This is a genomic window from Devosia sp. ZW T5_3 (genome assembly GCF_044987315.1).
Taxonomy (GTDB): Bacteria; Pseudomonadota; Alphaproteobacteria; order Rhizobiales; family Devosiaceae; genus Devosia.
The window spans coordinates 171,146-196,453 of record NZ_JBJDRE010000008.1; the positions used below are offsets into that span (position 1 = coordinate 171,146).

22 protein-coding genes are annotated in these 25,308 nt (G+C 63.1%); 11 read left to right on the top strand and 11 right to left on the bottom strand.

Going from position 1 to position 25,308, the window contains the following annotated elements:
• Positions 1-83: 83 nt before the first annotated feature.
• From ACI3KW_RS12200 to ACI3KW_RS12210, 3 genes are all read left to right on the top strand, one after another.
• Entirely contained in the window at positions 84-350 is a 267-nt protein-coding gene (locus tag ACI3KW_RS12200) for a type II toxin-antitoxin system prevent-host-death family antitoxin (RefSeq protein ID WP_404848298.1), read from the top strand.
• Positions 351-691: 341 nt separating this feature from the next.
• Positions 692-1,336 carry an outer membrane protein gene (locus ACI3KW_RS12205; RefSeq protein WP_404848299.1) on the top strand — a complete coding sequence of 215 codons (645 nt, stop codon included), beginning with the start codon at positions 692-694 and terminating at the stop codon, positions 1,334-1,336.
• Between the two features lie 162 nt (positions 1,337-1,498).
• Entirely contained in the window at positions 1,499-3,556 is a 2,058-nt protein-coding gene (locus ACI3KW_RS12210) for a DUF4139 domain-containing protein (RefSeq protein ID WP_404848300.1), read from the top strand.
• 140 nt (positions 3,557-3,696) lie between these two features.
• Here the strand turns inward: ACI3KW_RS12210 and ACI3KW_RS12215 are convergent, their stop codons facing one another.
• The gene (locus tag ACI3KW_RS12215) at positions 3,697-4,836 is read right to left on the bottom strand and encodes a lipid II:glycine glycyltransferase FemX (RefSeq protein WP_404848301.1); all 1,140 of its coding nucleotides are present in this window, start codon (positions 4,834-4,836) and stop codon (positions 3,697-3,699) included.
• A 266-nt stretch (positions 4,837-5,102) separates the two neighbouring features.
• Here ACI3KW_RS12215 and ACI3KW_RS12220 point away from each other — a divergent pair, with 266 nt between their 5' ends.
• Positions 5,103-6,470, top strand: coding sequence for a lipopolysaccharide biosynthesis protein (locus ACI3KW_RS12220; protein ID WP_404848302.1), 1,368 nt, complete (start codon positions 5,103-5,105; stop codon positions 6,468-6,470).
• A gap of 14 nt (positions 6,471-6,484) precedes the next feature.
• On the opposite strand, the gene ACI3KW_RS12225 is transcribed toward ACI3KW_RS12220, so the two are convergent.
• The 8 genes from ACI3KW_RS12225 to ACI3KW_RS12260 all read right to left on the bottom strand — a co-directional run bounded on the left by ACI3KW_RS12225 (position 6,485) and on the right by ACI3KW_RS12260 (position 15,241).
• On the bottom strand, positions 6,485-7,363 hold the full coding sequence (locus ACI3KW_RS12225) for a DMT family transporter (RefSeq protein WP_404848303.1): 879 nt from the start codon (positions 7,361-7,363) through the stop codon (positions 6,485-6,487).
• 18 nt (positions 7,364-7,381) lie between these two features.
• On the bottom strand, positions 7,382-8,392 hold the full coding sequence (locus ACI3KW_RS12230; RefSeq protein ID WP_404848304.1) for an ABC transporter ATP-binding protein: 1,011 nt from the start codon (positions 8,390-8,392) through the stop codon (positions 7,382-7,384).
• On the bottom strand, positions 8,389-9,414 hold the full coding sequence (locus ACI3KW_RS12235; protein WP_404848305.1) for an ABC transporter ATP-binding protein: 1,026 nt from the start codon (positions 9,412-9,414) through the stop codon (positions 8,389-8,391). Before ACI3KW_RS12235 ends, ACI3KW_RS12230 begins: the two co-directional genes overlap by 4 nt.
• A gap of 1 nt (position 9,415) precedes the next feature.
• Positions 9,416-10,324, bottom strand: coding sequence for an ABC transporter permease (locus tag ACI3KW_RS12240; RefSeq protein ID WP_404848306.1), 909 nt, complete (start codon positions 10,322-10,324; stop codon positions 9,416-9,418).
• 4 nt (positions 10,325-10,328) lie between these two features.
• Positions 10,329-11,345 (bottom strand): ABC transporter permease, encoded by a 1,017-nt coding sequence (locus tag ACI3KW_RS12245; protein ID WP_404848307.1) that lies wholly within the window; start codon positions 11,343-11,345, stop codon positions 10,329-10,331.
• A 12-nt stretch (positions 11,346-11,357) separates the two neighbouring features.
• Positions 11,358-12,968: an ABC transporter substrate-binding protein gene (locus ACI3KW_RS12250; protein WP_404848308.1), complete on the bottom strand. Its 1,611-nt coding sequence runs from the start codon at positions 12,966-12,968 to the stop codon at positions 11,358-11,360.
• 29 nt (positions 12,969-12,997) lie between these two features.
• Positions 12,998-14,278, bottom strand: coding sequence for an aminotransferase class III-fold pyridoxal phosphate-dependent enzyme (locus tag ACI3KW_RS12255; RefSeq protein ID WP_404848309.1), 1,281 nt, complete (start codon positions 14,276-14,278; stop codon positions 12,998-13,000).
• Between the two features lie 267 nt (positions 14,279-14,545).
• Complete coding sequence (locus ACI3KW_RS12260; protein ID WP_404848310.1) at positions 14,546-15,241, bottom strand: TetR/AcrR family transcriptional regulator; 696 nt, start codon at positions 15,239-15,241, stop codon at positions 14,546-14,548.
• Positions 15,242-15,503: 262 nt separating this feature from the next.
• Here ACI3KW_RS12260 and ACI3KW_RS12265 point away from each other — a divergent pair, with 262 nt between their 5' ends.
• Together ACI3KW_RS12265 and ACI3KW_RS12270 are read left to right on the top strand one after the other, a co-directional pair.
• The gene (locus ACI3KW_RS12265; protein ID WP_404848311.1) at positions 15,504-16,829 is read left to right on the top strand and encodes an erythromycin esterase family protein; all 1,326 of its coding nucleotides are present in this window, start codon (positions 15,504-15,506) and stop codon (positions 16,827-16,829) included.
• A 42-nt stretch (positions 16,830-16,871) separates the two neighbouring features.
• On the top strand, positions 16,872-17,543 hold the full coding sequence (locus ACI3KW_RS12270; protein ID WP_404848312.1) for a phosphoribosyltransferase: 672 nt from the start codon (positions 16,872-16,874) through the stop codon (positions 17,541-17,543).
• Positions 17,544-17,575: 32 nt separating this feature from the next.
• On the opposite strand, the gene ACI3KW_RS12275 is transcribed toward ACI3KW_RS12270, so the two are convergent.
• Positions 17,576-18,517: a GlxA family transcriptional regulator gene (locus ACI3KW_RS12275; protein WP_404848313.1), complete on the bottom strand. Its 942-nt coding sequence runs from the start codon at positions 18,515-18,517 to the stop codon at positions 17,576-17,578.
• A gap of 89 nt (positions 18,518-18,606) precedes the next feature.
• Between ACI3KW_RS12275 and ACI3KW_RS12280 the strand changes: the two genes are divergently transcribed.
• Positions 18,607-19,758, top strand: a complete 1,152-nt coding sequence (locus tag ACI3KW_RS12280; protein WP_404848314.1) for a DJ-1/PfpI family protein — start codon at positions 18,607-18,609, stop codon at positions 19,756-19,758.
• Positions 19,759-19,826: 68 nt separating this feature from the next.
• On the opposite strand, the gene ACI3KW_RS12285 is transcribed toward ACI3KW_RS12280, so the two are convergent.
• Entirely contained in the window at positions 19,827-20,339 is a 513-nt protein-coding gene (locus ACI3KW_RS12285) for a cupin domain-containing protein (RefSeq protein ID WP_404848315.1), read from the bottom strand.
• Positions 20,340-20,504: 165 nt separating this feature from the next.
• Here ACI3KW_RS12285 and ACI3KW_RS12290 point away from each other — a divergent pair, with 165 nt between their 5' ends.
• The 4 genes from ACI3KW_RS12290 (at position 20,505) to ACI3KW_RS12305 (ending at position 25,308) form a co-directional block, all read left to right on the top strand.
• Positions 20,505-22,169 (top strand): ABC transporter ATP-binding protein, encoded by a 1,665-nt coding sequence (locus ACI3KW_RS12290; protein WP_404848316.1) that lies wholly within the window; start codon positions 20,505-20,507, stop codon positions 22,167-22,169.
• Between the two features lie 85 nt (positions 22,170-22,254).
• On the top strand, positions 22,255-23,235 hold the full coding sequence (locus ACI3KW_RS12295) for an SDR family oxidoreductase (RefSeq protein ID WP_404848317.1): 981 nt from the start codon (positions 22,255-22,257) through the stop codon (positions 23,233-23,235).
• Between the two features lie 205 nt (positions 23,236-23,440).
• The gene (locus ACI3KW_RS12300) at positions 23,441-24,010 is read left to right on the top strand and encodes a TetR/AcrR family transcriptional regulator (RefSeq protein WP_404848318.1); all 570 of its coding nucleotides are present in this window, start codon (positions 23,441-23,443) and stop codon (positions 24,008-24,010) included.
• Between the two features lie 101 nt (positions 24,011-24,111).
• A complete protein-coding gene (locus ACI3KW_RS12305; protein WP_113119962.1) occupies positions 24,112-25,308 on the top strand; it encodes an efflux RND transporter periplasmic adaptor subunit in 1,197 nt (398 codons plus the stop codon).

Genomic DNA, 25,308 nt, shown 5'->3' on the forward strand with positions numbered 1-25,308 from the left:
CACTTCGCCCACTTGATCGGACCGTGCATCACTCGTAGAATACGTAGAATACGTATTATGCGTGAAATACGTGGAAGCAGCCCATGCGTTCCCTTGCATTGTCCGATTTGAACCGAAGACCTGGCGAGGTCGTGGACATGGCGCTGGCGGCGCCCGTCACGTTGACTAAGCATGGTCGCCGAGCGGTGGTGATAATGTCCGCAGAGGCCTACGATTCCTTGGTTTCCGGAAGGGCCGTTGTGCAGGTGACCACGTCGGAGCCAGCTATGCCCAAGAAGGACGGTCCCAGCTTCCTCGCGCGCCAAGGGCGTAAGGTCTCGAGTGATGAAGACGAGAATAGAGGCGAATAGACCCCAGTTGTACAGAGAGGTTGTACAGAAAACGAAGGATTCAAAGGACGAAAACCTCGGATTTCCGGTATTTTTCTTCAAACGGGCGAGAGTCCCTCTCTCTCCGCCACTTCTCTCCATGCAGATTGAGTCCACGTCCGTCCCCGGACGCTTGCGATTGGCTGGGCCAAATCGTGCGGCCATTTATCCGAAACGAGCCGTTTTCTGTAGCTCTCCTAGTCGTCAGGTGCAGGCGTGGCGCAAATGCCACTATTCGGAGCAAGAGTGCGGGGAAGACGCTGAAAATGTGGAGCTCTCAGGGCTTTACGATTATGCGTCTTGCATTACCTGTTGGGGGAATCATGAAAAATATTGCCATTCTTGCTTTTGTTGGCGCGCTTTCGACGTCGACCGCCTTCGCTGCCGACCTCGGTGTTGTGCAGCAGCCCGCTCCGGCCGCTTACACCTCCGGCGCATTCGACTGGTCCGGCTTCTATGCCGGTGCGAACCTCGGCTATGGTTGGGCTGAGCTTGAGCAAGGCGGTTTCACGCTCGACGACCTTAATGGCGCTCTGGGCGGCGTTCAGATCGGGTACAACTACGACTTCGGCGGTTTCGTGCTCGGCCTCGAAGGCGACGTTCAGATTTCGGACGTTAAGTATTCTGAAGAACTTGGCGGGGCGACCAGTGAAATCGGGATCGACTATTTCGGTACGGTCCGCGCTCGCGCCGGCTTGGCTGTTGATCGGTTCATGCCCTACGTCACAGGCGGTGTCGCTTGGGCGCGGGGTTCGGTCTCCGGTTCCGCTCCGGGTTTTTCGGTTGAAGTCACGGACAACTTCGTTGGCTGGACTGTCGGTGGCGGCGTTGAATACGCGGTAACCGACAACATTACCGTCAAAGGCGAATATCTCTATGTCGACTTCGGCGCTGCCGACTTTGATACGGGCGTTGATATTAACCTGACCTCGCACGTCGTTCGCGCCGGTGTGAACTTCAAGTTCTAGGCCGCACGCCTACGTTGCAGCCAAGCGGGCCCCGGCATTTGTGCTGGGGCCTTTTTGTTACTGACCTCGCCCGCGTTTATTTTCCGAGCGCCCCAAGGATTGCAGCGCGGTTGTCGTCTCATGGTGGAGATTTCCAGCAACGACAGCAAAAGGGATGGGGCTATGAGCAATTCCAGATCACCAGGAGCAGCAGATTGGCGTGCGGCCAGGGCACGGCGCCGCTTGGGGGTCCCGCTGCTCTGGCCGGTTCTGGCCGGGCTAGGCGTTGTAATTGGCGCGCCAGTCGGTGTTACCTTCGCAGCGGAAGGGGACGGCTATCGCATCGAGGCGGTGACGCTGTCCTCAGGCGGCCTGGCCGAAATCCGGCGCAGCATTTCCCTCGAGGAGGCCGCGGCGCTCGGCTTTGACGTGCCGCTCGATCAGGTCGATGACATTCTCAAGAGCCTGCTGGTTTATGATCCGGCGGGAGGCGTCGCCGCGATTACCCTGGATGGCCCCTCGCAGGTGGAAGAAACCTTCCGCGGGTTGCCGTTCACGCCCGACGACCTGAGGGCGCTGCCGCGCCTGCTCGACACGCTGCAGGGCGTGCCAGTGCGCGTTTCTTCCTCCGGCCGCACGGTGGAAGGCATGGTGCTCGGCGTCGATATTGCGGCTCCTCTCGAAAGCGAAGGGGAAGAGCCTGCGCCGCTGCTGTCCATCCTGACCGAGCAGGGCCAATTGGTCACGATCCGCTTGCGTGCCGATGCCCAGCTCGACATTCTCGACCCAGCCGTGCGCGAGAGCCTGCGCCAGGCGGTCCTCGTCAGCGGCCAGGGGCGGGTCGCGGGCATGCGGAGCATCAAGATCGGGCTCGACGGCAGCGGCCCCCGCGAGGTGCGGCTGGACTATGTGGTTCCTGCCCCCGTTTGGAAAACCGCCTATCGGCTGATCCTCGATGCGGAAGGCACCGCACGGCTGCAGGCCTGGGCAATTATCGAGAATGCGTCCGGCGATGACTGGTCCGATGTCGAGCTGACCTTGTCATCGGGCGCACCGGTGACTTTGGCCCAGCGTCTCTATCAGCGTTATTGGCACCAACGGCCCGAGGTGCCGGTTTTTGCCCAAACTATCGCGGCGCCCGCTCCGGACCGCTATCGCGAGACCGAGGCCGAACAGGCCTTCTACTCAGGCGCAGAGATGGTGACGGCCGATGCCATGCGCCTGGGCAGTGCGTCGCTACCGGCCTCCGCGCCCATATCCCCCTCCGCGCCCGTGGCGGTGGCTGAGGCGGTCGACGGCGCAAATGCAGCGACCTATCTGCTGCCCATGCCGGTCGACCTGGCGTCCGGCGAGACCATGTCGGTGCCGTTCATTGATGCGCAGCTTACGGCCGAACGGATTTCGCTGTTCCAGCCCGAGCGGGGCGAGGTGCACCCGATCGCCACCTTGCGGCTAGAGAATACTACCGGCAGCAGTCTGCCGCCGGGTCTCGTCACCGTCTATGCGCCGCAGGAAGAAGGCTATGCCGGGGATGCGCAATTGGCCAATGTGCCGCCCGGCGAGAGCCGCATGATCAGCTTTGCCGCCGATCGGAAGGTGGAAGTAACCACCGAATATGGAGACAGCCAGACCATCTATCGCGCGACCTTGGCCGATGGTGTGCTGCGCGTGACCGGCATCACCCGCACTGATACGAGCTACGCCATCACCGGTGCCCAGGATGCGCCGCGCACGGTAGTGATCGAGCATCCGCGCCAGGCGGGATGGACCCTATCATCCGACGCCTTGGAATCAACGACGCCCACCAGCTATCGCTTGCAGGCGAAGCTGGCGGCCGGCGGCACGGCCAAAGTGGTTGCCAGCGTCGAGCGCACCGATCTGGAAAGCATCGCGCTTGTCGATTCCGATGCCGATACCTTGCTCTATTGGCTGGGCCAACTGGATGATCCGGCCACCAAAGCGATCCTGAGCGAGCTGGCCAAGAGCCGGCAGGACATTGCCCGTGCCGAAAATACCCTGGCTAGCCTTGAGCAGGATCTCGGCGAGGCCAGCGATGGCCAGGCGCGCATCCGCGAAAACCTCGCCGCCGTTCCGGCCGAGAGTGCCCTGGCCGGGCGGTATCTCGACATGCTTGGGGCCGAGGAAGATCGTATTGCCGACATCGAGACGCGTCGCGGCGATGCCGAACAGGCCCTTGAGGCGCTAACCCAAGCCTTCAGCGAAAAGGTCAGCGCGCTTTAAGGCAAGACCAAATAGCGGGCACGGTCATGTCTTCTCCGTGCTCGCCTTCTTCTAAATAAGCCGGCGTTGCGGCCCCCTATTGGTTGGGCCGGAATCGAGCTTGTCGCAGGCTGGAGGGCGTTAAGTCTCGCATCATCGGATCACGATATTTGTTTGCGCCTCGTGTCTTTCCAGTCCTCCAGGCCTCGCTTCAAGCGGCCGACAATGTCGCGCGCCCAGAAGGCGGTATTGCCAATGATCCGTGGCAGCGAATGTGCGGCATAGTTGGCCGTGGGCGGAAACGGTCGGATGGCGCCGGCGCTGCCGATCAGCCCGCTTTTGAAGATGTGCAGGCCCTCGGCGCCGTCGGTGCCGCCCAGATTGTACCAGCGCGCATTGGTGTTCTCCCGCAGCCAGCCGATGATGTTGAATTGCAGGAAATGTCCGGCGCTGAGCGGCAAGGCCTTTTCGTTGGTGGCGCCGTAGAGATAGACCGCGGTATCGCCCGCCTTGAAGACGATGGCGCCGGCAACGGCCTCGCCCTCATGTCGCACCAGGAACAGTTCCGGCCGCAGGGTCTCGACCTCGTGGCCGAGCAGCGCGGGCAGGGTGTCGTAGGCGGAATGATCGGTATATTGCTTGCGCGCCAGCATGGCCTGGAACAGGGCGTCGAATTCGGGCTTCTGCGCGAGACCGCCGCGCTCAAAGACCAGTCCCGAGCGTTCGGCCTTGTTGAGCCGGTTGCGCCATTTTTGCTGCACGCTCTTGCGCTGTTCCGCGTCGCTCAGGCGCACATCGACCAGATATCGATCCGGAGACCGCAAGGACGGTCCTGGCGAAAAGCCTTTCTCAACTAGAAGGGTGAATTCAGAATTGTCCGGTTCAGGCGACACGCGCGGCAGCACGGACAAGGTCATCCGCCGCCGGCCGGCATACTCGGCCATTAGCGCATCGATGATAGCCTCGTAGAGCTTGGGCGCAGCGGGATCGCTGGCGGTCTTCAGCGCGGGCCCCCATTTGGTGACTGCTACTGCGCCAAGACCAAGCGGCAGGGGCTGGATCATCACCAGGCAACCGCCGACAACTTCACCGGCATATGAAAATACAATCGGCTCGTGGCGCGCGGCGGGCCAGCGAGCATGGGCAAAGGCGTAAAGCTGTTCCTGGCAGGCGCCATCGAAATCGGCCAGAATCCGGTCCCAACGGGGCCCGTCAACGATTTCCCAGCTCAGCTGATTTCCACCTGGAACATTGTGCTTGGCGGCTCGCGGCTGCGCCCGTTCGGAGACCTGAATGGTCATGCGTCATGTCCTTGAGAGGCGACCAGCAGCTTGCACGATCGGCCGTGAATGTTCAGTTCCATGGCGCCGATTGTGGGAGATACCGATTAAGATCGCGTAAGATTATGCGTTGAAATCCGTATGGTCGGACGGTTTGGCAAGCTTGCGGTCGTGGTTCAAGGCGAGAGGAATTGTAATCCATCTGAAGAAATGCGGGCCGGCCGGTAAGACCTTCTTGATCCGGCTGTGTCACACCACGGGTCTATATTCGTCGTTTCGGGACCGAAATGCGCAAGATTCCAGCTGATTTGTCGGCGCTGCTCAAGACAGGGCTCACCCGATCGCTCACTTCGCTGCTGATCAAGGTGGCGACGGCCGGGCTGACCTATCTGGCCTTTGTCGTGCTGTCGCGCACCATGACGGCGGTGGAATATGGCTATTTTGCCTTTGGACTGGCGCTAGCCACGGTGTTGGCGATCGGTGCTGGCATGGGCCAGCAGATTGCCATTCTGCGCTTCTGGTCCGAGGATTCCGTCAAGGGCCTGCCAGAAAAGGCGGCGGCGACGCTGCGGGCAGGTGGCGCGTTGACGATTGGGGCGGGCCTCGTCATCGCCGCACTGTTGGTCATCTTTGCCTTCGGCGTCGGCGCGGTGCTGCCCTCGTCCGGCCCCGTGCTGCATCTCTATGCGACTGCGGCGCTGGTGGTGCCGCTGGCACTGGCGGAATATAATTCTTCGGCACTACGCGCGCAGGGCTCGGTCATGGCGGCCCTGGTGCCGCGCGACATCATCTGGCGCGTGGCGCTGCCTGCGGTGGTGCTGCTGCTGGCGGGTCTGGGCACCGGCCTGCCGGGCTGGCTGGCGCTGCTGGTTGCCGCGCTGCTGCTGGCTCTGGCGCTGGCCCTGCAATATGGCTGGGCTGCCACCCGCCACTATCTGCTGGTCCCTGGGGTCTCTGGCCTCGGCGCTTATTGGCGCGATCGCGGCACAATCAGCCGCTGGTTCCTGCTCGGTGCGGTGGTCGATACCATAGCGCTCAATGCCGACACTATCCTGGTCGGGCTGCTGGTCGATGCGCAAAGCGCGGGGCTTTATTTCAACGCCTTCCGCACCGCCGGGTTGATGACGCTGTTTGCCTTCGCCGTGACGCTGGTCATCGCGCCCATGCTGGCCCAGCACTATCATGCCGGCGATATGCGCAAGGCCCAGGCCATCACCGCCGCCTGCGTCTGGGTCGGCTTTGCGTTCTCGCTCGTCGCCTTCATTGCCTTCCTGTTTTTCGGCAGCCAGATCATGTCGCTATTCGGGGCTGGCTATGAGGGTGCCTATCCGATCCTGCTATTGCTGGGGGTCGGTCTGCTGGTGGACGCGGCGGCAGGGCCGACCCGCACGGTCATGATGATGACGGGGCATGAACGCACCTATGTGGCCGCATTCGGCACGATAACCGCGCTGGGACTGGTGGCGCAGGCGCTGATCCTGCCGGTCTATGGTCTGGTCGGCGCCGCGCTGGTCAATATGGTCGCCCGCATCGTCTCCCAGGCGGTGATGGGTTGGTGGTGCATAACCCGGGCGGGTATCGACCCCACCATCTTTGGGGTTCTGAAGATCGGCGCTCACAAACAAATGGCGGATCCGAAATCGGCTGAGGCGTGATCCGGCCAAACGGTTCAGGTTGCCTCTTGCGGTTGTGGCGCAGTGGGCTGGCCGAAGAGAATGATGAATAGCCCGGTCAATGCCACCAGCCCGCCAACCAGCATGCTCACATTGAACGCCTCGCCGAGCAGTCCCACGCCCATGGCGATGCTCATCAGCGGCATCATCAGGCCAAGTGGCGCAACCAGACTGGCGGGATAGCGCTGTAACACGCGGAAATAGGCGGTGTGCGCGACGATGGTGACGATGACCACTGAAAAGGCGAGCCCAGCCCAAAATGGCCAGCCGGCATCTACGCCGCCTTGCCATTGGGCGTGTTCGGCCAGCAGCGAAAAAACCAGCAGCGGTGGAAACGAAGCCAGCGCGACCCAGGCTTGCATGCGCAGCGGACGGATCGGCCCATAGCGTTTGAGCAGGATGGAGCCGAGCGCCAGCGAGGCGGCCGAGGCAAAGGCGTAGAACAGGCCAATGGTGATCGACTGACCTTCGGGCTCCCACATGACGAGGATGATCCCGAAAAGGGCCAGGGCAATGCCCGCCGCTCGGCGCCAGCCGATCTTCTCGCCAAGAAGGGGCATGGACAGGATGGCGGTCAGCGGGATCGAGAGTTGCAGCACGATGGAGACGCTGGCGGTCGAGGCCGCATTCAAGGCCACGAACATGAGGCCAAAATGCAGCGCGCCCAGCAAGGCGCCGATGATCAGCACCGGCATGGTCGGCCTGGGCAGGGGACGTAGCAATGGCGCCAGGATCAGCGCCACCAGCGCGAAGCGGGCCGCTGCATAGAAGACGGGGGCAATGCCGAACATGGTGAAGAGCGCCCGGCTGACCACGAGGTTGGCAGCCCAGATGAAACAGACGCCGGCAAAAATCAGGAAGTCGCGCAGGCGCATGGATAAAGACCCGGGAGGTTAGTCGGCCGACACGGTTTCGATGGTGGGGAAATGGCAGGCGACGCGCTGGCCGCCGGGCACTTCGCGCAAAGCCGGCACCTTGCTGGCACACAATGACTGCGCCTTCCAGCACCGGGTGCGGAAATGGCAGCCGCTGGGCGGATTGAGCGGGCTGGGTAGATCGCCTGACAATACGATCCGGCTGCGCTTGCGCTCGGCAATCGGGTCGGGCAGCGGGACGGCCGAGAGCAGTGCCAATGTGTAGGGATGCTGCGGCGCGTGGAACAATTGGCGCGCCGGCGCGATCTCGACGATGCGCCCGAGATACATTACCCCGATCAGGTGGGAGATGTGGCGCACCACGCCCAAATCGTGGGCGATGAACAGATAGGCGATGCCCAATCGCTGCTGCAGCGACTTGAGTAGATTGAGCACGCCGGCCTGGATGGAGACATCGAGGGCGGAAACCGGCTCGTCGAGGACGATGACCTTGGGTTCCAGAGCGATGGCACGGGCGATACCGACGCGCTGGCGCTGGCCGCCGGACAGTTCATGGGGCCAGCGATCGGCCACATCCTGCGGCAATTGCACCAGTTCGATGAGTTCGCTAACCCGCTCCGCGACGCGGCGGCTTGGCAAACGCGCGAGGCGAAGCGACTCGGCGAGAATATCGCGGATCCGCATGCGCGGATGCAGTGAGGCCAGGGGATCCTGGAAGACGATCTGGATGTCGCGGCGCAACTGGCGCATCTCGGCAGGGGAAGCAGCGAGCAGGTCCCGTCCCGCCAGCTTGACCTGACCCTCGGTGGGATCGATGAGGCGCATGATGCAGCGGCCTAGGGTAGATTTTCCGCAACCGGATTCGCCCACCAGGCCAAAGGTCTCGCCCCGGTTTATGGCAAAGGACACGCCGGACACGGCGCGCACATGGTCTGAGGGCGTGTGGAGCAGCCCGCCGCGCACCGGAAAATCCTTGGCCAGGCCGTCGACCTGCAAAATCGGGCCATCGAATGGCGCGAGGGCGTTCATGGTGTCATCTCCAAAACCGGAGCCAGCATCTGGGGCAGTCGATCGGCGAAATGGCAGGCGCTGAGCGTGGCCTGCGCCGGGCGCAGCTCGGGATCGTCACTGGCACAGATGGCTTGGGCATTGACGCAGCGCGGATGAAAGGCGCAGCCGCCGGGCCGGGCCCAGATCGAGGGTGGCGTGCCTTCGATCGGGGTCAGGTTCTCGCCATCGTCTTCGATATTGGGCATGGCCCGCAACAGACCGCGCGTATAGGGATGGCGAGTGCGGTAGAAGATGTCTTCCACCTGGCCGCGCTCCACGATCCGGCCGCCATACATCACAGCGATTTCGTCGGCCGAGCCGGCGACGACGCCGAGGTCGTGCGTGATCAGCACGAGACCGATACCGAGCTCTTCGCGCAGGCGTTGCAGCAGATCCAGGATTTGGGCTTGTACCGTGACATCGAGCGCCGTGGTCGGCTCATCGGCAATCAGCAATTGGGGGCTGTTGGCAATGGCCATCGCGATCATGGCGCGCTGGCGCATGCCACCTGAAAATTCATGCGGATACTGACTGACGCGCCGCCGCGGCTGGGGAATGGCGACCGAATCCAGCAAGTGCTCGGCACGTTCCAGACCTTGCTTGCGGCTGACCGACGCATCGTGCAGCCGGATAGCCTCGGCGATCTGTTCGCCAATGGTCAGGACCGGATTGAAGGCAGTCAGCGGATCCTGAAAGATCACCCCGATCTGCTTGCCGCGAATGCGGCGGATATCGCCCGGTGCCATGCCAACCAGTTCGCGACCGCCAAACTTGGCGCTGCCGGTGACCAGCGATCCGGCGGGCAGCAATTGCAGCAATGCCATCATCGAGACCGACTTGCCCGAACCCGATTCCCCGACAATCCCGAGTACCTTGCCAGGCTGCAGGGTCAGATCGATACCCCGCACGGCTTCGCCATAGCCATTGCTGCCGCGGAAGCTGGCGCGCAGGCCCTTGATCTCTAGCAGTGGCGGCGAGATAAATTTGGGATCTTGCAGCATCTCAACGCTCCCGGGTGTCGAGGAGATCACGCAGGCCATCGCCGAGAAAACTGCAGGCCAGCACAACCGACAGGATGGCCACACCGGGTCCCAGCGCGATCCACCAATTGTAGAACTTGGAGGCGCCCTCCGAAATCATGCTGCCCCATTCCGGGCTGGGCGGGGTGGCGCCGAGGCCGATGAAGCTCAGCGACGCGGCAAGCAGCACCACTTGGCCGAAATCCATGGTGGCGTTGACCAGCGTCGGCGTCCAGCACAGCGGCATGATGTGCTTGGTGAGAACGCGGAAAGACCCCGCGCCGCCGGCAATGGCCGCCTCGACATGCTCACGTTCGCGCACCTCAAGCACTTGGGCGCGCATGAGGCGGGCATAGATGGGCCACCAGACGATGACCATGGCGATGGCGGCATTGGTCAGACCTGGTCCCAATGCGGCCGAGATGGTCATGGCGAGGAGAATGGGCGGGAAGGACACGGTGATATCGACGGCCCGCATGACGAAGGCGTCGATCCAGCCGCCCACATAGCCGGCAATGGCGCCGAGCATCGATCCGATGGCGACCGCGGCCGCCACCACGCCGATGGCGATCGGGATGGAGAAGCTGGCGCCGTGCAAGGTGCGCGACAGGACATCGCGCGCCAGTGCATCGGTGCCGAGCCAGTGCTCCAAGCTGGGTCCCTGCAAGCGCTTGCCGGCCATGGCGAGCGGATCGGAGAGCCCCCAAAGCTGCACCGTCGCGGCGCAGATGCACCAGAACAGGATCACCCCCGCGCCGAGGATGGCCGTGGCGGGCAGCTTACCGAAGAGTTGGCTGGCGGCCGACCAACGTGAAGGGCGATTGTGCCGGGTGACAATGGCGGCGACCGGACGAACGGTGGACGCGGGCGCTGGTTCGGCGAGGTCTGCCATGATCCTATCCTTCCAGCTTTACGCGCGGATTGGCGAAGGCGTAGGCGATGTCGGTGAGCAGGTTGGCGACGAGGAACGCCATCGCACCCACCAGCGTCACACCAATGATGGCCGGATAGTCGAGCGAGCGGGCCGCCGACACCGCATAGGAGCCGATGCCGGGCCAGGAGAAGATGGTCTCGGTCAGCACCGCCCCGGTGATGAGATAGGCGAAGGTGAAGCCCAGAATGGTAAGCGCGGGGATCAGCGCATTGCGCAAGGCATGGTGCATCAGCACCACATTCTCCGGCGCGCCCTTGGCGCGGGCGGTGCGAATATAGTCCATGTTCATCGCCTCGAGCAGGCTGGAGCGGATGAGGCGCGTGATGATGCCGGTGACCGACCAACCGAGAACGAAGGCGGGGAGCATCAGATGGGCCAGGGCCTCACCGAAAAGCGGCAAATTGCCGGCCAGAAGACTGTCGATGGTAAAGAAGCCGGTGACGCCGGGTGGCGCATCGGTGCGGGCATCGAGCCGGCCGGGGCCGGTGACCCAGCCCAACTTGACCGAGAAGATGAAGAGCAGGATCAGGCCGGACCAGAAGACGGGCACCGACGAGCCGATCAGCGCGAAGATGCGGGCAGCGCTGTCGGTGACGGTGTTCTTGAAGCGCGCCGCCAGCAGGCCCAAGCCGATGCCGGAGGTGCAGCCGAAGATCATGGCGGCGACCACCAACTCGATCGTTGCCGGCAAGCGCTCGGCGATGTCGGTGCTGACTGGGCGGCGCGTGCCGAAGGACGTCCCCAGATCGCCCTGAACCAGATGGCCCATATAGATGAGGTAGCGTTCGGGCAGCGATCGGTCGAGGCCCCATTGGGCCTTGACCGTAGCGACCAAGGTCTCGTTGGACATCATCCGTTCGGGGATGAGGGCTGAGAGCGGGTCGCCCTTGGTGACCTGCGACAGCAGGAAGACGACACTGGCTATCCCCAGGAGCAGCAGCGGCATGGCCATGACACGGCGCAGCAGATAGCCCAACATCGATCCGTTCCCCTATTTGCGCGTGATCTCGCCGAGCGGCAGGTTGCAGCAGGCGCTATAGCGGACCCCAGCCAAATCGCTGCTATAGGCCAGCACCAGATTGGGGCTGACCAACGGGATGATGATCTTGTCCTTGATCATCTCGAGGCCGATCTGGTTGTAGAGCGCATTGCTGGCGTCGCCCGTTGCGGCGAGGGCCTTGGCATAGAGATCGGTTTCGGTGGCGCTGATCACCGATTCCGGCGTCTTGCCGCCGGCGCGGGCCGCCCATGGCGTGCCCTCGATCATGGCGAAGTAAGCCACATATTGGCCGCTGCCATAATAATCGGGTGCGTAGTAGACCGCCGTGACGGGAATGCCATCCCCGGTCAGTTGATCACGCCAGACCGGGTAGGTCTGGGGCTGCAGGTTGATAGTGACGCCCACGGCAGCGAAATCCTGCTGCACTTTTTGCATCATCATGTTGAGATCGACGCCATAGACGTTGTCATTGGGGTAGACGGCATCGAGTGTGAACCCGTCCGGAAATCCGGCTTCGGCCAGCATGGCCTTGGCCTTGTCGATATCCTGGCTGATCTGCGGCAAACCGGCGGTTCCGGGAAAGCCGTTCGGAACGGGCGAGGCCTGCTTGAAGCCATTGCCGCCAACGGTGAATTCGAGCATGCCATCATAATCGATGGCCAGCGCCAGCGCCTCTCGCACCGCCGGGGTCAGCACACCCTGAGCCGAGGCGGCGCCGGGACTGAAGGCCACATAAACGAAGTTGAACGAGGGCACGACTTCAGTGGTGACGTCGGGGGACGAGATTGAGGTGGCGGTGTCGGGATCGATCTGCATGGCGATATCGACGGCGCCCGATTCCAGAGCCTGGGCCTGACTGACGGCATCCTGCACCTGGGTGATGACCACCGCGGAAAAGGGCGATTTGGTGCCGTAATAGGCATCATTACGGGCAAAGCGCAGTTCACTCTCGGGCGTGTAGCCGGCGAGCGTGAAGGGGCCGCTGCCGGCCGAGTTTTCGAAGAACCAGGTTTCGGCCGTGTCGGCAGTCGCGGCCGTTTCTTCGGCAATGGCGCCGGCTTCGATGGCGACATCAGAATTGATGATGCCCGCATAGCTGGCCGAGATCTTGTTGATGAACTCGGAGTCGGGCGCGGCCACCGTGATCCTGACGGTCTTGGGATCAACTTCCTCGATGGCAGTCGTGCCGTCCATCAGAAAAGCTGGCGAGCCCTTGAGGTTGAGCAAGCGCTGCAGGCTCCACGCGACATCCTTGGCCTCGACCGGCGAGCCGTCAGCGAATACGGCCTCGGGCTTGAGGTGGAAGGTGAATTGGGTGGTTTCCGGATTGATATCCCAACTGGTGGCCAGGGCTGGCACCAGCGTCTGGTTGTCGGGCGCCAGGGTGACCAGCGTTTCATAGGTGGCACTGAGATAGATCTGACAGGTGTCGCAGAACGCCCGGGCCGGATCGAGCGAGTTGACGTCCATGGACCGCGCGATGACCAGGGTGTCGCTATCCTGCGCGAAGGTGGCTGGGACGCCTGACATAAGGGCAAAGGTACCGGTGACGGCAAGCAGGTAGCGGCGGGACATACGGGCAGGAAGACGCATTTGGGGCATTGCGGGCAGTCCTTGGGTTCGGTGGGAGGTCAGCTGGCCAGCAGGCGCTTGAGCACGCCGAGCTTGGCCTGGGGCTCGAGCGTCGTCCGGTTGGCCTGCAGGTCGGCGAAAGCCGCGCCGGTGGCCTCAAGGGTTTTGGCCACGTCGGCCTCGGTCATCGCCGCGTTGATGAACATGTTGTGGTAAGGGCTGAGATAGGCGCCGTGCTTCATGGCGAGCTGGCACCAGCGGTAGCCGAAGCGCCAATCGGGATCGTCGTCGAACAGGATTTGCGGCATCTGCACGGGGCCGGTCTGGCGGATGGAGAAGCCATATTGGCTGGCCTGGGCATCGAGCGAGGTGCGCAGCAGCGTGCCGATCGTGACCAATCGCTCGAGATAGTCGGTTTCGCGCACCAGCTTCATGGTGGCGAGCGCCGCGGCCATCGGCACCGCCGAGAACCAGAATGAACCGGTAACGAACATGGACTCGACGGCCTTGCGCGCTTTGTTGGCGCCCAGCACGGCCGAAATGGGCTGGCCGTTGCCGATCACCTTGCCGAAACAGGCGATATCGGGATCGACATCGACGGTTTCCCAGGTGCAGCCGCGCGTCAGGCGGAACCCGGCGCGCACGTCATCGACGATCAGCAGCGCATCAAGCTCGTCGCACAGCTTGCGCACGCCGCGGGCGTAATCCGCATCGACATGGGACTGATCGGAAAAGGTCTCGTGCTTGAACGGGGTGGCGAAGACACCGGCAACATCGTCGCCGGCAAACTTGGCGGCTTTGGTGAGGCTGTCCAGATCATTGTAGTCGAAATAGATGATGTGGGCCCGGTCTTCCGGCACGATGCCTGACATGCCCGGTGTATTCCAGGGGGCGGAGCCATGATAGGAGCCGCGCGCCACAAGGATCTTCTTCTTGCCGCGATAAGCTCGCGCAGCGACCATGGCGATGGAAGTGGCGTCGCCGCCATTCTTGCAGAACATGGCCCAATCGGCGTGGCGCACCATGGAGACCATGGTCTCGGCCAGTTCAACCATGCCGGGACCAGGGCCCGTCATGGTGTCGCCCTGCGCCAATTGTTCCATGATGGCGGACTGGACTTCCGGGCGGGCATAGCCCATCAGGTTGGGGCCATAGGCGCACATATAGTCGATATACTCGTTGCCATCGACGTCCCAAAGCCGGGTCCCCTCAGCCTTGGCGAAGAATTGCGGAAAATCGTCGGGCATCATGGCGACCGACTCGTGGCCGTACATACCGTTGGGAATGACCTGATGGGCCCGTTCCTGCAATTGCTTGTCGCGTGTGTTGCTCCAGACCATGGCTGTCCTCCCTGCATTGGCAGCGCGCAACGGCGCCTCTATGACAGGCAGGTTAGGGACAGAAAATTCGGTCTTCAAGCAGCTATTGATGCGAAACTAGTCATCTGCAAGAAATGCGCATCTGTTATGCAAATTTTGTCCAGGCGTTAGATAAATTCCCCGGAATTCGCGTGTTTCGCCGCTATGGCTCGCAAAACTCGACCTCTTACGGCCGAGCTGCAACACCTGCAGTTAGAAGGGAAGGCAAGAAAGTGATAGAATATTCGACTATCTTTTCACGATGGCATTTGGCGGTCGCGGCGCGAGCTGTTCCGGCAGGAAGCAGCGGAGATAGGCGATGGCCGCGCGGGAGCTTTCAGCCACGTAGACGTCCTCGATGGTGCCGTGCTCGGCATAGGAAATGGCCCAGATGCCGTCCATGATGCCGATCGAAACGGCGAGCCAGAACTCAAGATTGAGTAGACCGCTGCAATCAAAGCGCTGGCGCAGGTCCTCGGCGCGGCTCACCGCCAGGGCGGCGTTGCCGCGCAGATCGAGATGACGCACTTCAACGCTGACGCCGGCACCCATGAACAGGCGCAACGCGGCGGGATGGCGATTGAGGTAGCGCGCACCATTGCGCTGGCGCATTCGGATCAGGTCCTGCCATTCGCTCGGCTCGGGATCGAGCGGCTGGCGCGCTAGATTGGCGAGATCGCGGTGGTAACGGCCGGCGAGCGCCACCAAAGCGGCGTTTCGATTGGGGAAGAAATGGTAGACCGAGGGCAGGGGCACTCCGGCCTGCTCGGCAATGGTGGCCAGGCTGATATCGTCATTGTGCGAATAGGCCAAAAGATGCTCGGTGGCGTCGAGTAGCACTTCCACACGCTTGACCCCACGGGCCCGCAACGGCCGGCGCGGCACCGAGCGACGCTCGATTTCCTCCGGGCTGACCGACTTCCGCCGAACGAGTCCTCTATCCATCTGCAGACCCCTGTTATGGCCAGGACAATATAGCATCATCAAGGGTTGCCAAGGACAGGTGTCGGCCCGGTACTTGGGCGGGCGTTTGCTGACATGCAGGCGGGCGTCGCGTGGCGCGCATGCGCCTTTTGGGTGAACCATGGCGCATTCCCGGCGTTCAGGTTTTGAGGGCGCCTGTTGTGGGAGGCGGAGATGAGCGCCACTGGAATCGAAGCTTTCGAGACGTCGTTGCGGGTGTGCGGCGCGCGTGGGGAGAGCTGATATGGATAGTCTTGAACTCAGGCCGGAAGCGGCTTTCGAGATAGGGCACGCGATCAAGGCTGCGTGCCAGCCATTGCCCGACCCAGACGAATCCGTTGCCTTCGGCGCATTTTTCGAGCAGTTCGCCGATGCGCGGGTGGTGCTGCTGGGCGAGGCCTCGCATGGCACCTCCGAATTCTATCGGGCACGGGCCGCCATCACGCGCAATCTGATCACCCATCATGGTTTCAACATCGTCGCGGTGGAGACCGACTGGCCCGACGCCAGCCGCATCGACCGCTATGTCCGCCACCGTGGCGCGGGGCGCTATGATGAGGACTCGTTCGCGAGGTTCCCCACCTGGATGTGGCGCAACCGGGAGGTCGGGGAGTTCATCGACTGGCTCCGCGCGCACAATGAGGCGCTGCCGATAGAGCGGCGGGCCGAGTTTCGCGGGCTCGATGTCTATTCGCTGCGCAGCTCGATCGCGGCCGTTCTGCATTATCTTGACCGGGTCGATCCGGAGGGGGCGGCCATGGCGCGGCGGCGCTATGGATGCCTCACACCCTGGCAAAGCGAACCGGCCTGGTATGGCCGGGCCGTCATAAGCGGAGAGCGTGACCCTTGCGAGGATGACGTCGTGGCCCAGCTCGAGGAGCTGTTGTCGCGCCAGTTCGACTATGCCGCCAAGGACGGCGAAGACTTTGCCGATGCGGCGCAGAATGCCCGCATCGTACGCGCGGCCGAGCAATATTACCGCATCATGTATCGCGGCTCGAACGATTCCTGGAACCTGCGCGACCGCCACATGTTCGAGACCCTGCAGCACCTGCTGGAGCGGCGTGGTCCCGACGCAAAACTGATCGTATGGGCGCATAATTCCCATATCGGCGATGCGGCCGCGACTGCCATGGGCTGGCGCGGCCAGTTCAATATCGGGGAACTCTGCCGCACTGCGTTCGGCGACAGCGCCGTGCTGATCGGGTTCGGCACCGACCGGGGCAGTGTGGCGGCGGCCGATGACTGGGACGCGCCGATGCAGATCAAGACCGTGCTGCCCTCCCGTCCCGATTCCTACGAGCGGGTGTTCCGCCATACCGGGATTGCCCGCTCATTGATCGACCTGCGTGAACCCGGCGACGTCCGCGAGGCGCTGTCACAGCCGCGGCTGGAGCGCGCCATTGGCGTGATCTACCGGCCCGAGACCGAGTTGCAGAGCCATTATTTCGAGGCGGTGCTGCCCGAGCAATTCGATGCCTATGTCTGGTTCGAGGATACCAGGGCCATTACCCCATTGCCGAGCAGCCGGCCGCATGGGGTGCCCGAGACTTATCCGTTTGGAGTCTAGTCATGCGCGCGGCGGCCGGCAGCGTTGAGGGGAGTTAAGCCCATGTTTGCGACATCAGCCCTGTTCACCGATCGCCGGGAGGCGGGACGGCGCCTGGCCAAGGCGGTTGCTGGCCTGGGGCTCAGCGATCCGATTGTCCTGGCGCTGCCGCGTGGCGGGGTGCCGGTGGCGTTGGAAGTTGCACTAGCCTTGCGGGCGCCGCTCGATCTGCTGCTGGTGCGCAAGCTTGGCGCTCCGGGACATGAAGAATACGGCATTGGGGGGCTGGTCGATGGCGCACATCCGCAGATCGTGCTCAATGACGAAGCGATGGCGATCATCAAGCCGCCGCCCGGCTATGTGGAGGCCGAGACGCAGCGCCAGCTGATCGAGCTCGAACGCCGCCGTAAGGCCTATCTTGGTTCCCGCCAGGCGCTGCCGGTAAAAGGGGAAATAGTGGTCATTGTGGATGATGGCATCGCCACCGGCAGCACGATCACCGTCGCATTGCGTGCCTTGCGCAAAGCCGGCGCCGCCCGGGTGGTGCTCGCCGTTCCCGTGGCGCCGCCCGATACGATGGATCGCCTGCGCGAGGAGGCCGACGGGGTGGTGTGTCTCGCGACCCCAGAGCCTTTCGGCTCGGTCGGCCAGCATTATGTCAGCTTCGGGCAGACCAGTGACCAGGAGGTGGTCGATCTGCTTGCGGCAGCTGCTGCCGGCCGGCACGCCGGGTGAGATCGGAAGGCAGGCCTACAATGCCCGCTTTTCTAAACCCGGTCGCGGAGTGATCGGCGCAGCAATTGAGGCGATTGCCCCAGGACGCGCAGGAAGGCGCGCCGCATCCGGCCGGCATCCTTGAGGCCGATCTGGCGGGCGATTTCTTCCAGGCTGCTACTCCCGGCCTCGACGGCGTCGCGTGCAGCGGCAACCCGAAGCTGCTCGATGGCCTTGGCCGGTGTGGTGCCCATTTCGCGCAGAAAGGCGCGCGAGAAATTGCGCGGGCTCATTGCGGCGTGCTCGGCAAGCTGCTCGACCGTCAGCGCCTCGCCCAGATTGGCCCTGGCCCAGTCGAGCAGGGTCGCGAAGCGTCCGGATCGTCCGCCCAGCTCCAGCAGGCCCGAAAACTGCGACTGTCCGCCGGGGCGGCGGTTGTGCACCACGAGTTGCTGGGCGGTGCGGCGGGCGATCGAGGGGCCGTGATCGTCTTCGATCAGGGCGAGTGCAAGGTCGATGCCAGCCGAAATTCCGGCCGAGGTCCACATGTCGCCGTCGCGCGTGAAGATGCGGTCGGGCTCCAGACGTACGCGTGGGTAGTGGCGCCGGAAACGCTCGGTACTTTCCCAATGGGTGGTGGCCAAGCGCCCGTCCAGCCGGCCGGCCTCGGCCAGCAGGAAGGCCCCCGAGCACACGCTGGCGAGCCGGCGGGGCTGGATGGTTTTCAGCCAGTCCACTATTGCGTGGAAGGCGGCCATGTCCCAGACCAGTTGGCCGCCCGAGACGATGATGGTGTCGAGACCATCCATGCCGAGCGGCCCCGCCGCCAATTCGAGACCGCTGGAGCTGGTGACCATGCCGGCGGAGGGCGCCAGGATTTCAAGGGCATAACCATCCGGCACATAGCGGGACGCGATCTCGAATGCTGCCGTCGGGCCGACGACGTCGAGGAATTGAAAGCCTGGATGAATGACGAAACCAATGCTGCGCGGCATGGCCGTTTTTGCCCGATATATGTCATTTCGGACATAGTCGGCCACAGGCTAGGCTGTCGTCAAGATGCGGTTCAGCGCAGGAGAGTGGCGTGCGGAAACGTGTGGTCGCGGCATGGGCATTGCTCGGTATTGCCATACTGGGGGCCGGCGGCTTTGGCCTCTGGCTGGCATCCCTGCCGGCAGGGGGCGGGGCCTCGGCGCCGCCGGTGCCGGAGGCTGAGACGGCCGCCATGCTCGAGACGCTGCGGCCCGCCAGTGCCGAGCGGCCGCTGATTGCCGTGATCGGGCTCAATGACGCGACCGAGACGACTGATTACCTCATACCGACCGGAATTCTGCGGCGGGCCGACATTGCCGATGTGCTGATGCTGGCAACCGGTCCGGGTTCGGTGCAGCTCTATCCCGCGCTCAAGGTCGAGCCCGATGCCACTATTGCCGCATTCGACGCGGCGCATTTGGACGGGGCGGACTATGTAATCGTGCCGGCGATGAGCCGGGATGACGATCCGGCAGTTCTGGCCTGGCTGCAGCAGCAATCGGCCAAAGGGGCCATCATCATCGGCGTTTGCGCGGGGGCCAAAGTGGTCGGCGCGGCCGGCCTGCTCGATGGCAAGCGCGCTACGACGCATTGGTATTATCTGCGCCAATTGCTGCAGCGCAACCCGACGATCGACTATGTCGCCGACCGGCGCTTCGTGGCCGACGGCAATGTCGTGACGACCACCGGTATCACCGCATCCATGCCCATGATGCTGACGCTGATCGAGGCCATTGCCGGCCGGCAAAAGGCCAGTGCGGCGGCGCGTGACCTCGGGCTTGAGTATTGGGATACGCGGCATGCGAGCAGCGCATTCCGGTTCACAAGACCGTTCGCCACCACCGTGCTTGCCAATACGCTCGCCTTCTGGAACCGCGACGAGTTCGGCATTGCTCTGGAGCCGGGAATGGACGAGGTCTCGCTGGCACTGGTGGCCGATGCCTGGTCGCGGACCTATCGGTCCCACGCGACGACGTTCGCGGCTTCGATGGCGCCGGTCGTGACGGCCAATGGGCTGTCCATCCTGCCCGACCGGAACATGCAGGATTGGCCGGCGGCAGACAAGGTCTCGATATCTTCGGGCCAGAGCCCCGCCGCGGCGCTGGATCAGGGCCTTGCGGCGATCGCCGACCGATATGGCGAGGGCACAAAAAATGTGGTCGCCATGCAGCTCGAATATCCCCAATCCGACGCGATGCACTGAGCAAGCCGATCGCGTCCCCGGAACGCTGCGGGTCAAAACCGCCGTTCCGGCCGCTGGATCGGTTTTGTTCAGTCCGCCGGACTATCCGCGTCGTCGATATTTTCTCCCTCCCAATAGCCGAGCGGGGTCAGCCGGCCGCCTTGCTTGAAGGTGCCATCGTAGCGGTGGAATCCGGAGAGACCGACATCCACGCGGACGCGGCCGCTGTCGGGATATTCGATCACTTCGGCATTGGTATTGTTGGACAGCGCCAGATAGCGCAGCGGCTCGCTGCCGGTATTGATGAGCTGATGGGCCGCCCCGGCCGCCGGAGCGCCCAGGCAATCGCCCTGGCGCACCGGAATGCGGTCATCGCCGAAGCGGTATTCACCCTTGCCCGAAAGAATGAAGAACAGTTCATCGGACGTGTGGTGGCGATGGAACGGCATGGAGGTCTTGCCGGGCGGAACAACGAGATAATTGGCGCCCAGGGCCTTAAGGCCGAGCGCGGTGCCGATTTCCGCGTATTGGTTGGCGAAGCGCGTGCCCACAATGTCCGGTTTGAGCGGCAGCGTATCAAGATTGACGACAGCTTCAGCCATAAGCGGGACTCCCTTTCCGATCGAACATGGCAGCTTTGGGGGAGCATCGGCCAAGCGGCCGGCGTCCGCAATGGGGCGGTTGCCGGGTCGATCGGCCGGTCGTTATTTCCTCCCCGCTCGCCGAATCGCTTAGGCTTGCAGTCCTGGCGAGGGGAGAAAGCGACCTTGAAATTCGACTTGCCCCTGATTTCCCCGCCGCTGCAGACGATCCTTTCGAACTATCTCAAGACCGCCCGGCTGGTGTTGTTGGCCGTGCTCGTCACCACCCTGCTGGGTACGCTTACCTCTATCAGCGCGCCATACCTGTTTTCCCGCCTGATCGATCAACTCACGTCGGCGTCAATGGCCGGCGACCTGCTTTGGGCCTTCATGGCCTATGCCGTGCTGATGGGGGCCGCCTACACGTTCCAGCGCATGTCGAGCTTTCTGACCTTCATGACGTCGGAGAGCCTCAACTTTGTCACCTCGACCTCGTTCTTTGCCCGGCTGCTCGAGAAAACCTCAGACTTTTTTCTCGAGCACAACCCCGCCGAGATCGAGAGCGCCCAGCAGAAGGGCGCCAGCGCGCTCAATATCGTGGTGCAGTTTGCCCTCGCCGCCGTGCTTCCCAGCATCGCCCAGCTCATCCTCGCCCTTGGCCTGTTGGGCACCGTGCTGGATCTGGATATCGCGCTGATTGTTCTGGGCTATGGCGTGGTCTATGTGGCGCTCGTTACCCGCGCCGCCTCGGTAACGCGGCCCCACCTGGACGAAGCCATCGAGCAATCCCAGGCCAGTTCGCGCTTCGTCGGTAACGCAATTTCCTCGATGGACACCCTGCGCCAGTTCCAGTCCGACCGCTGGATGATCGGCCAATTCAACGATCGGGAGCGCACGGTTCTGGACGCCTTCGGCCGCTATGCGATGATCCAGGTGCGCTATGCTTTCGTCTTCGGTCTGGCGCTCACCGCCCAGTTTGCCATCACCCTTTGGCTGCTGGTGCCGCGCGTTGCGGCGGGCGAGCTGACGGTCGGGGATCTCGTGCTGTTCAATACGCTGCTGCTCCAGCTCAACATTCCCTTCCAGATGATGGGCCAGGCGATCCAGCAATTTGCCCAATCCTATTCCAACTTTGTGCCCTTTGCCCGCATGTGGCAGGCCGAGAGCCATGACGATCCGGACAGCACGCGCAGCTTTGCGGTGACCGAAGGCGTTATCGCGTTCACCGACGTGTCCTATCTCTACGGCAATGGCCGCGGGGTTTGCGGGGTGAATTTCAGGGCCCGGCGCGGGACCATTACCTATATTACCGGCGATACCGGCTCGGGCAAATCCACGCTCTTCAAGCTGCTGCTGAAAGCCATGCGTCCCGCCACCGGCAGCATCACCATCGATGGGGTGGATCTGGGTTCCATCGCGCGCGCCGACTGGTTTGCCCATGTCGCGGCGGTGCCGCAGGACATCGTGCTGTTGAACGATAGTCTGGCGACCAACATCGTGCTCGGCCGCCCGTTCGAGCAGGCCCGGCTGCGGCGGGCCGCCGAACGCGCCGCCATTCTGGGCTTCATCGAAGGTCTTGAATCCGGCTTTCAAACAATGGTCGGCGAACGGGGCCTCAAGCTCTCGGGCGGGGAACGCCAGCGCATCGCCATTGCCCGTGCGCTCTATGCCGATCCGGCCATCGTGCTGCTGGACGAAGCAAGCTCGGCGCTCGATGCGGAAACCGAAAAAGACATCATGGACCAATTGCGCCGCCTCCGTGACGAGGTCACCATTATCGCCATCACCCACCGGCTCAGCGTCATTGCTGCGGACGACAATGTGGTCAGGATCGGCAGTACGCCGACATAACGCCGTTGAGGGAGACGGACGAGGCGTTTCGCGTTACCATTATTGATAATGATGGCTGACGATTTTTGAAACCGAGGTCTTTTCAATGGCGATGAGCGTGCTTTTTATTGGTGGTACGGGGCAGATTTCCTATCCCTGCGTCGAGCGGGCGGTGGCAGCGGGGCATCAGGTCAGCGTCTATAATCGGGGCAAAAGGGGCGGGGCGCTGCCGGCGGGGGTGACCTCGATCATCGGCGAGCTTGGCGGGCCGGACTATGCCGAATTGGCCAAGGCCAGGTATGATGTGGTGTGCCAGTTCATCGCGTTCACGCCCGATCAGGTGGCGCGGGATATCGAGGTGTTTTCCGGCCATTGCGGGCAATATGTCTTCATCTCGTCGGCCTCGGTCTACGAAAAGCCGGCGCGCCATTATGTGATCACCGAGCAGACCCCGGCGGTTAACCCATATTGGCCCTATAGCCAGGCCAAGATTGCCTGCGAAGACCTGCTCAAGGGGACGCAAGAGCTGGACTGGACCATTGTCCGCCCCAGCCACACCGTGCGCACCGGCCTGCCCATCATGATGGGCGACGCCGACATCATGGCGCGGCGCATGCTGGATGGGGAACCCACGATCGTGGCGGGGGATGGCCACACGCCATGGACGCTGACCCGGTCGGTGGATTTCGCGGTGCCGTTTGTCGGGCTGTTCGGCAAGCCGGCGGCCTTGAACGAGATTTTCCATATCACCAATGATCGCGCCCATATCTGGGACGATATCCAGAAGGCCATTGGCCGGCTGCTGGGCGTCGAGGCCAGGATCGTGCATGTGCCGACCGATACGCTGATCCGGTATAACCCCGAATGGGTGGGGCCGCTGGTGGGGGATAAGGCCTGGACGGCGATCTTCGACAATTCCAAGGTCAAGAGCGTGGCGGGGGATTTCAGCTGCGCGCAAAGCCTTGACGAGATCCTGGCCGAGCCGATCATGCATCTCAAGCAACGCCTTGCGACCAATCGTCCGCCCAAGGGCGAGTTCGATGCGCTGGTCGATCGGATCTGTCAGGCGCAATTGGCGCTGGGCTAGGCGGATTTAGGCGCGGCACTTGGCCTTTTGGGCGGTGCCGCGCCGCCGAATCTGTCACCAGAGCGTCGGAATGCGGGCCGTAAGCATCGCGCGGGATTATTGAAGGCCCGTCGCTGCATGCCTGCTGCACCGTCAGCGCATTTGACAAATGATGCTTGCCCCAATTAATTTCCGACTAGTCGGTCAATAACCCCAGCGCAGTATCATGGCACGCCCCAGGACAATCGATCTCGACCGAGTTCTCGATGCCGGGGAACGGGTGGTCATTCGCGATGGCGCGTCAAACCTGACCCTTGATGCGGTGGCCGCGGAGGCCGGCATCAGCAAGGGCAGCGTGCTCTATGACTGCAAGAGCAAGCATGCGCTGATCCAGGCGATCATCGAGCGCAAGATCGCGACCGAAGACAAGAAAACCGAAGCCGCCGTCGCCAAGCTGAACGGGCAGAAGAATGCCGAGATTCGCGGGCGCATTGCGGTTGCCGCAGGTTGGCTGGGGGAAGAGGCCGAGCCGGTCGCCCTGCAATTGTGTTCGGCGCTGGCCCAGGATGAAGATCTGCAATGCCTGGTGCGGGCGAGCGTGAACCAGGCTCTGGCCAAAGTGACCGATACTTCGGAAAATCCGCGTGCGGCCCTGGTCGCCCTGCTGGCGCTTGAGGGGCTGCGGTCCATGCATTTGATGGGTTTTCACAAGTGGTCCCCGGCCGAGTTTACCGGGCTGCTCGCCGAAATCGAACGTATCGCAATGACGCAGGGTGATAGCCCCGCACCAGCCTAATTCTCTTTCTCAATCTCCCGTAGTTCCGGCTGTCCCACCGCCATCAGGCGCGCCTGGGTAGGCCTCCCTTTGTCCGTTCTGCCAAAATTTGGATATTCATCATGAAGGCGATTAGCTCCCTGGCCAAGGCTGCAAGCGTGCTCGCGCTGCTGACTTTTATTGCAGCCTGCACCGAGTCCAACAGCGCGCCCCAGGCCGCCCCCGGCGCGCCACCCCCGATGCCGGTCAGCTTTGTCGAGGCAAAACCCGAGCAATTGGCGATCACCAATCAATTGCCGGGCCGGATCGCCCCGACCCGCATTGCCGAGGTTCGCCCGCGCGTTTCGGGCATCATCATCGAACGCGTGTTCGAGCAGGGCAGCACGGTTGAGGAAGGCGATGTGCTCTACCGCATCGACCCGGCGCCGTTCCAGCTGCAGGTCGACAGCGCCCAGGCCAGCCGCGACCGCGCTTTGGCGCAGCAGACGCAGGCCCGCCAGCAGGCCGCCCGCGCCATCGCTTCGCGCGAACGCAATATCGGCACCGAGCAGAATGCCGACACGGCCGAAGCGGCCCTGGCGTCAGCCAATGCCGATGTGGCGCTGGCGGAAGTGGCTTTGGCCCAGGCCAAGCTCAATCTTGAATATGCCGAGGTCAAGGCACCGATTTCGGGCCGTATCGGGGGCGCCTTGGTCACCGAAGGGGCGCTGGTCAATGCCGGCAGCGGGGAGAACCTGGCCATCATCCAGCAGCTCGACCCGGTCTATGCGGATTTCACCCAGCCCTCCAACGAGATGCTGCGGCTGCGCAAGGCGCTCGAAGACGGCACCCTGGCCAGCCTGGCGCCGGGCGAAGCCAGCGTCAAGCTGCTGATGGACGATGACAGCACCTATGCCCATGCCGGGCGCCTGCTGTTTTCGGGTGCGGCGGTCGATGCCAGCACCGGCCAGGTGACCTTGCGCGCCGAAATCCCCAATCCCGACGATAATCTGCTGCCCGGCATGTATGTGCGGGTGTTGCTGGACCAGGGCGTGCAAAGCGGCGCTTTTGCCGTGCCGCAGCAGGCCATCCAGCGCGATGCGGGCGGGCAGTCCCAGCTCTATATCGTGGGCGCCGACAATGTCGTGGAATTGCGCACGGTCACTGTCGGGCGCTCGATCGGCTCGCGCTCGGTGATCGAGCAGGGCCTGATTGCCGGCGACCGGGTGGTTGTCGAGGGCGTGCAGAAAATCCGGCCGGGCTCTCCGGTCGCGCCAGAACCATGGACGCCACCCGAAGCGGTGGCCGCGGCTGAGGCTGCTGAAACTCCCGCAAGCTAA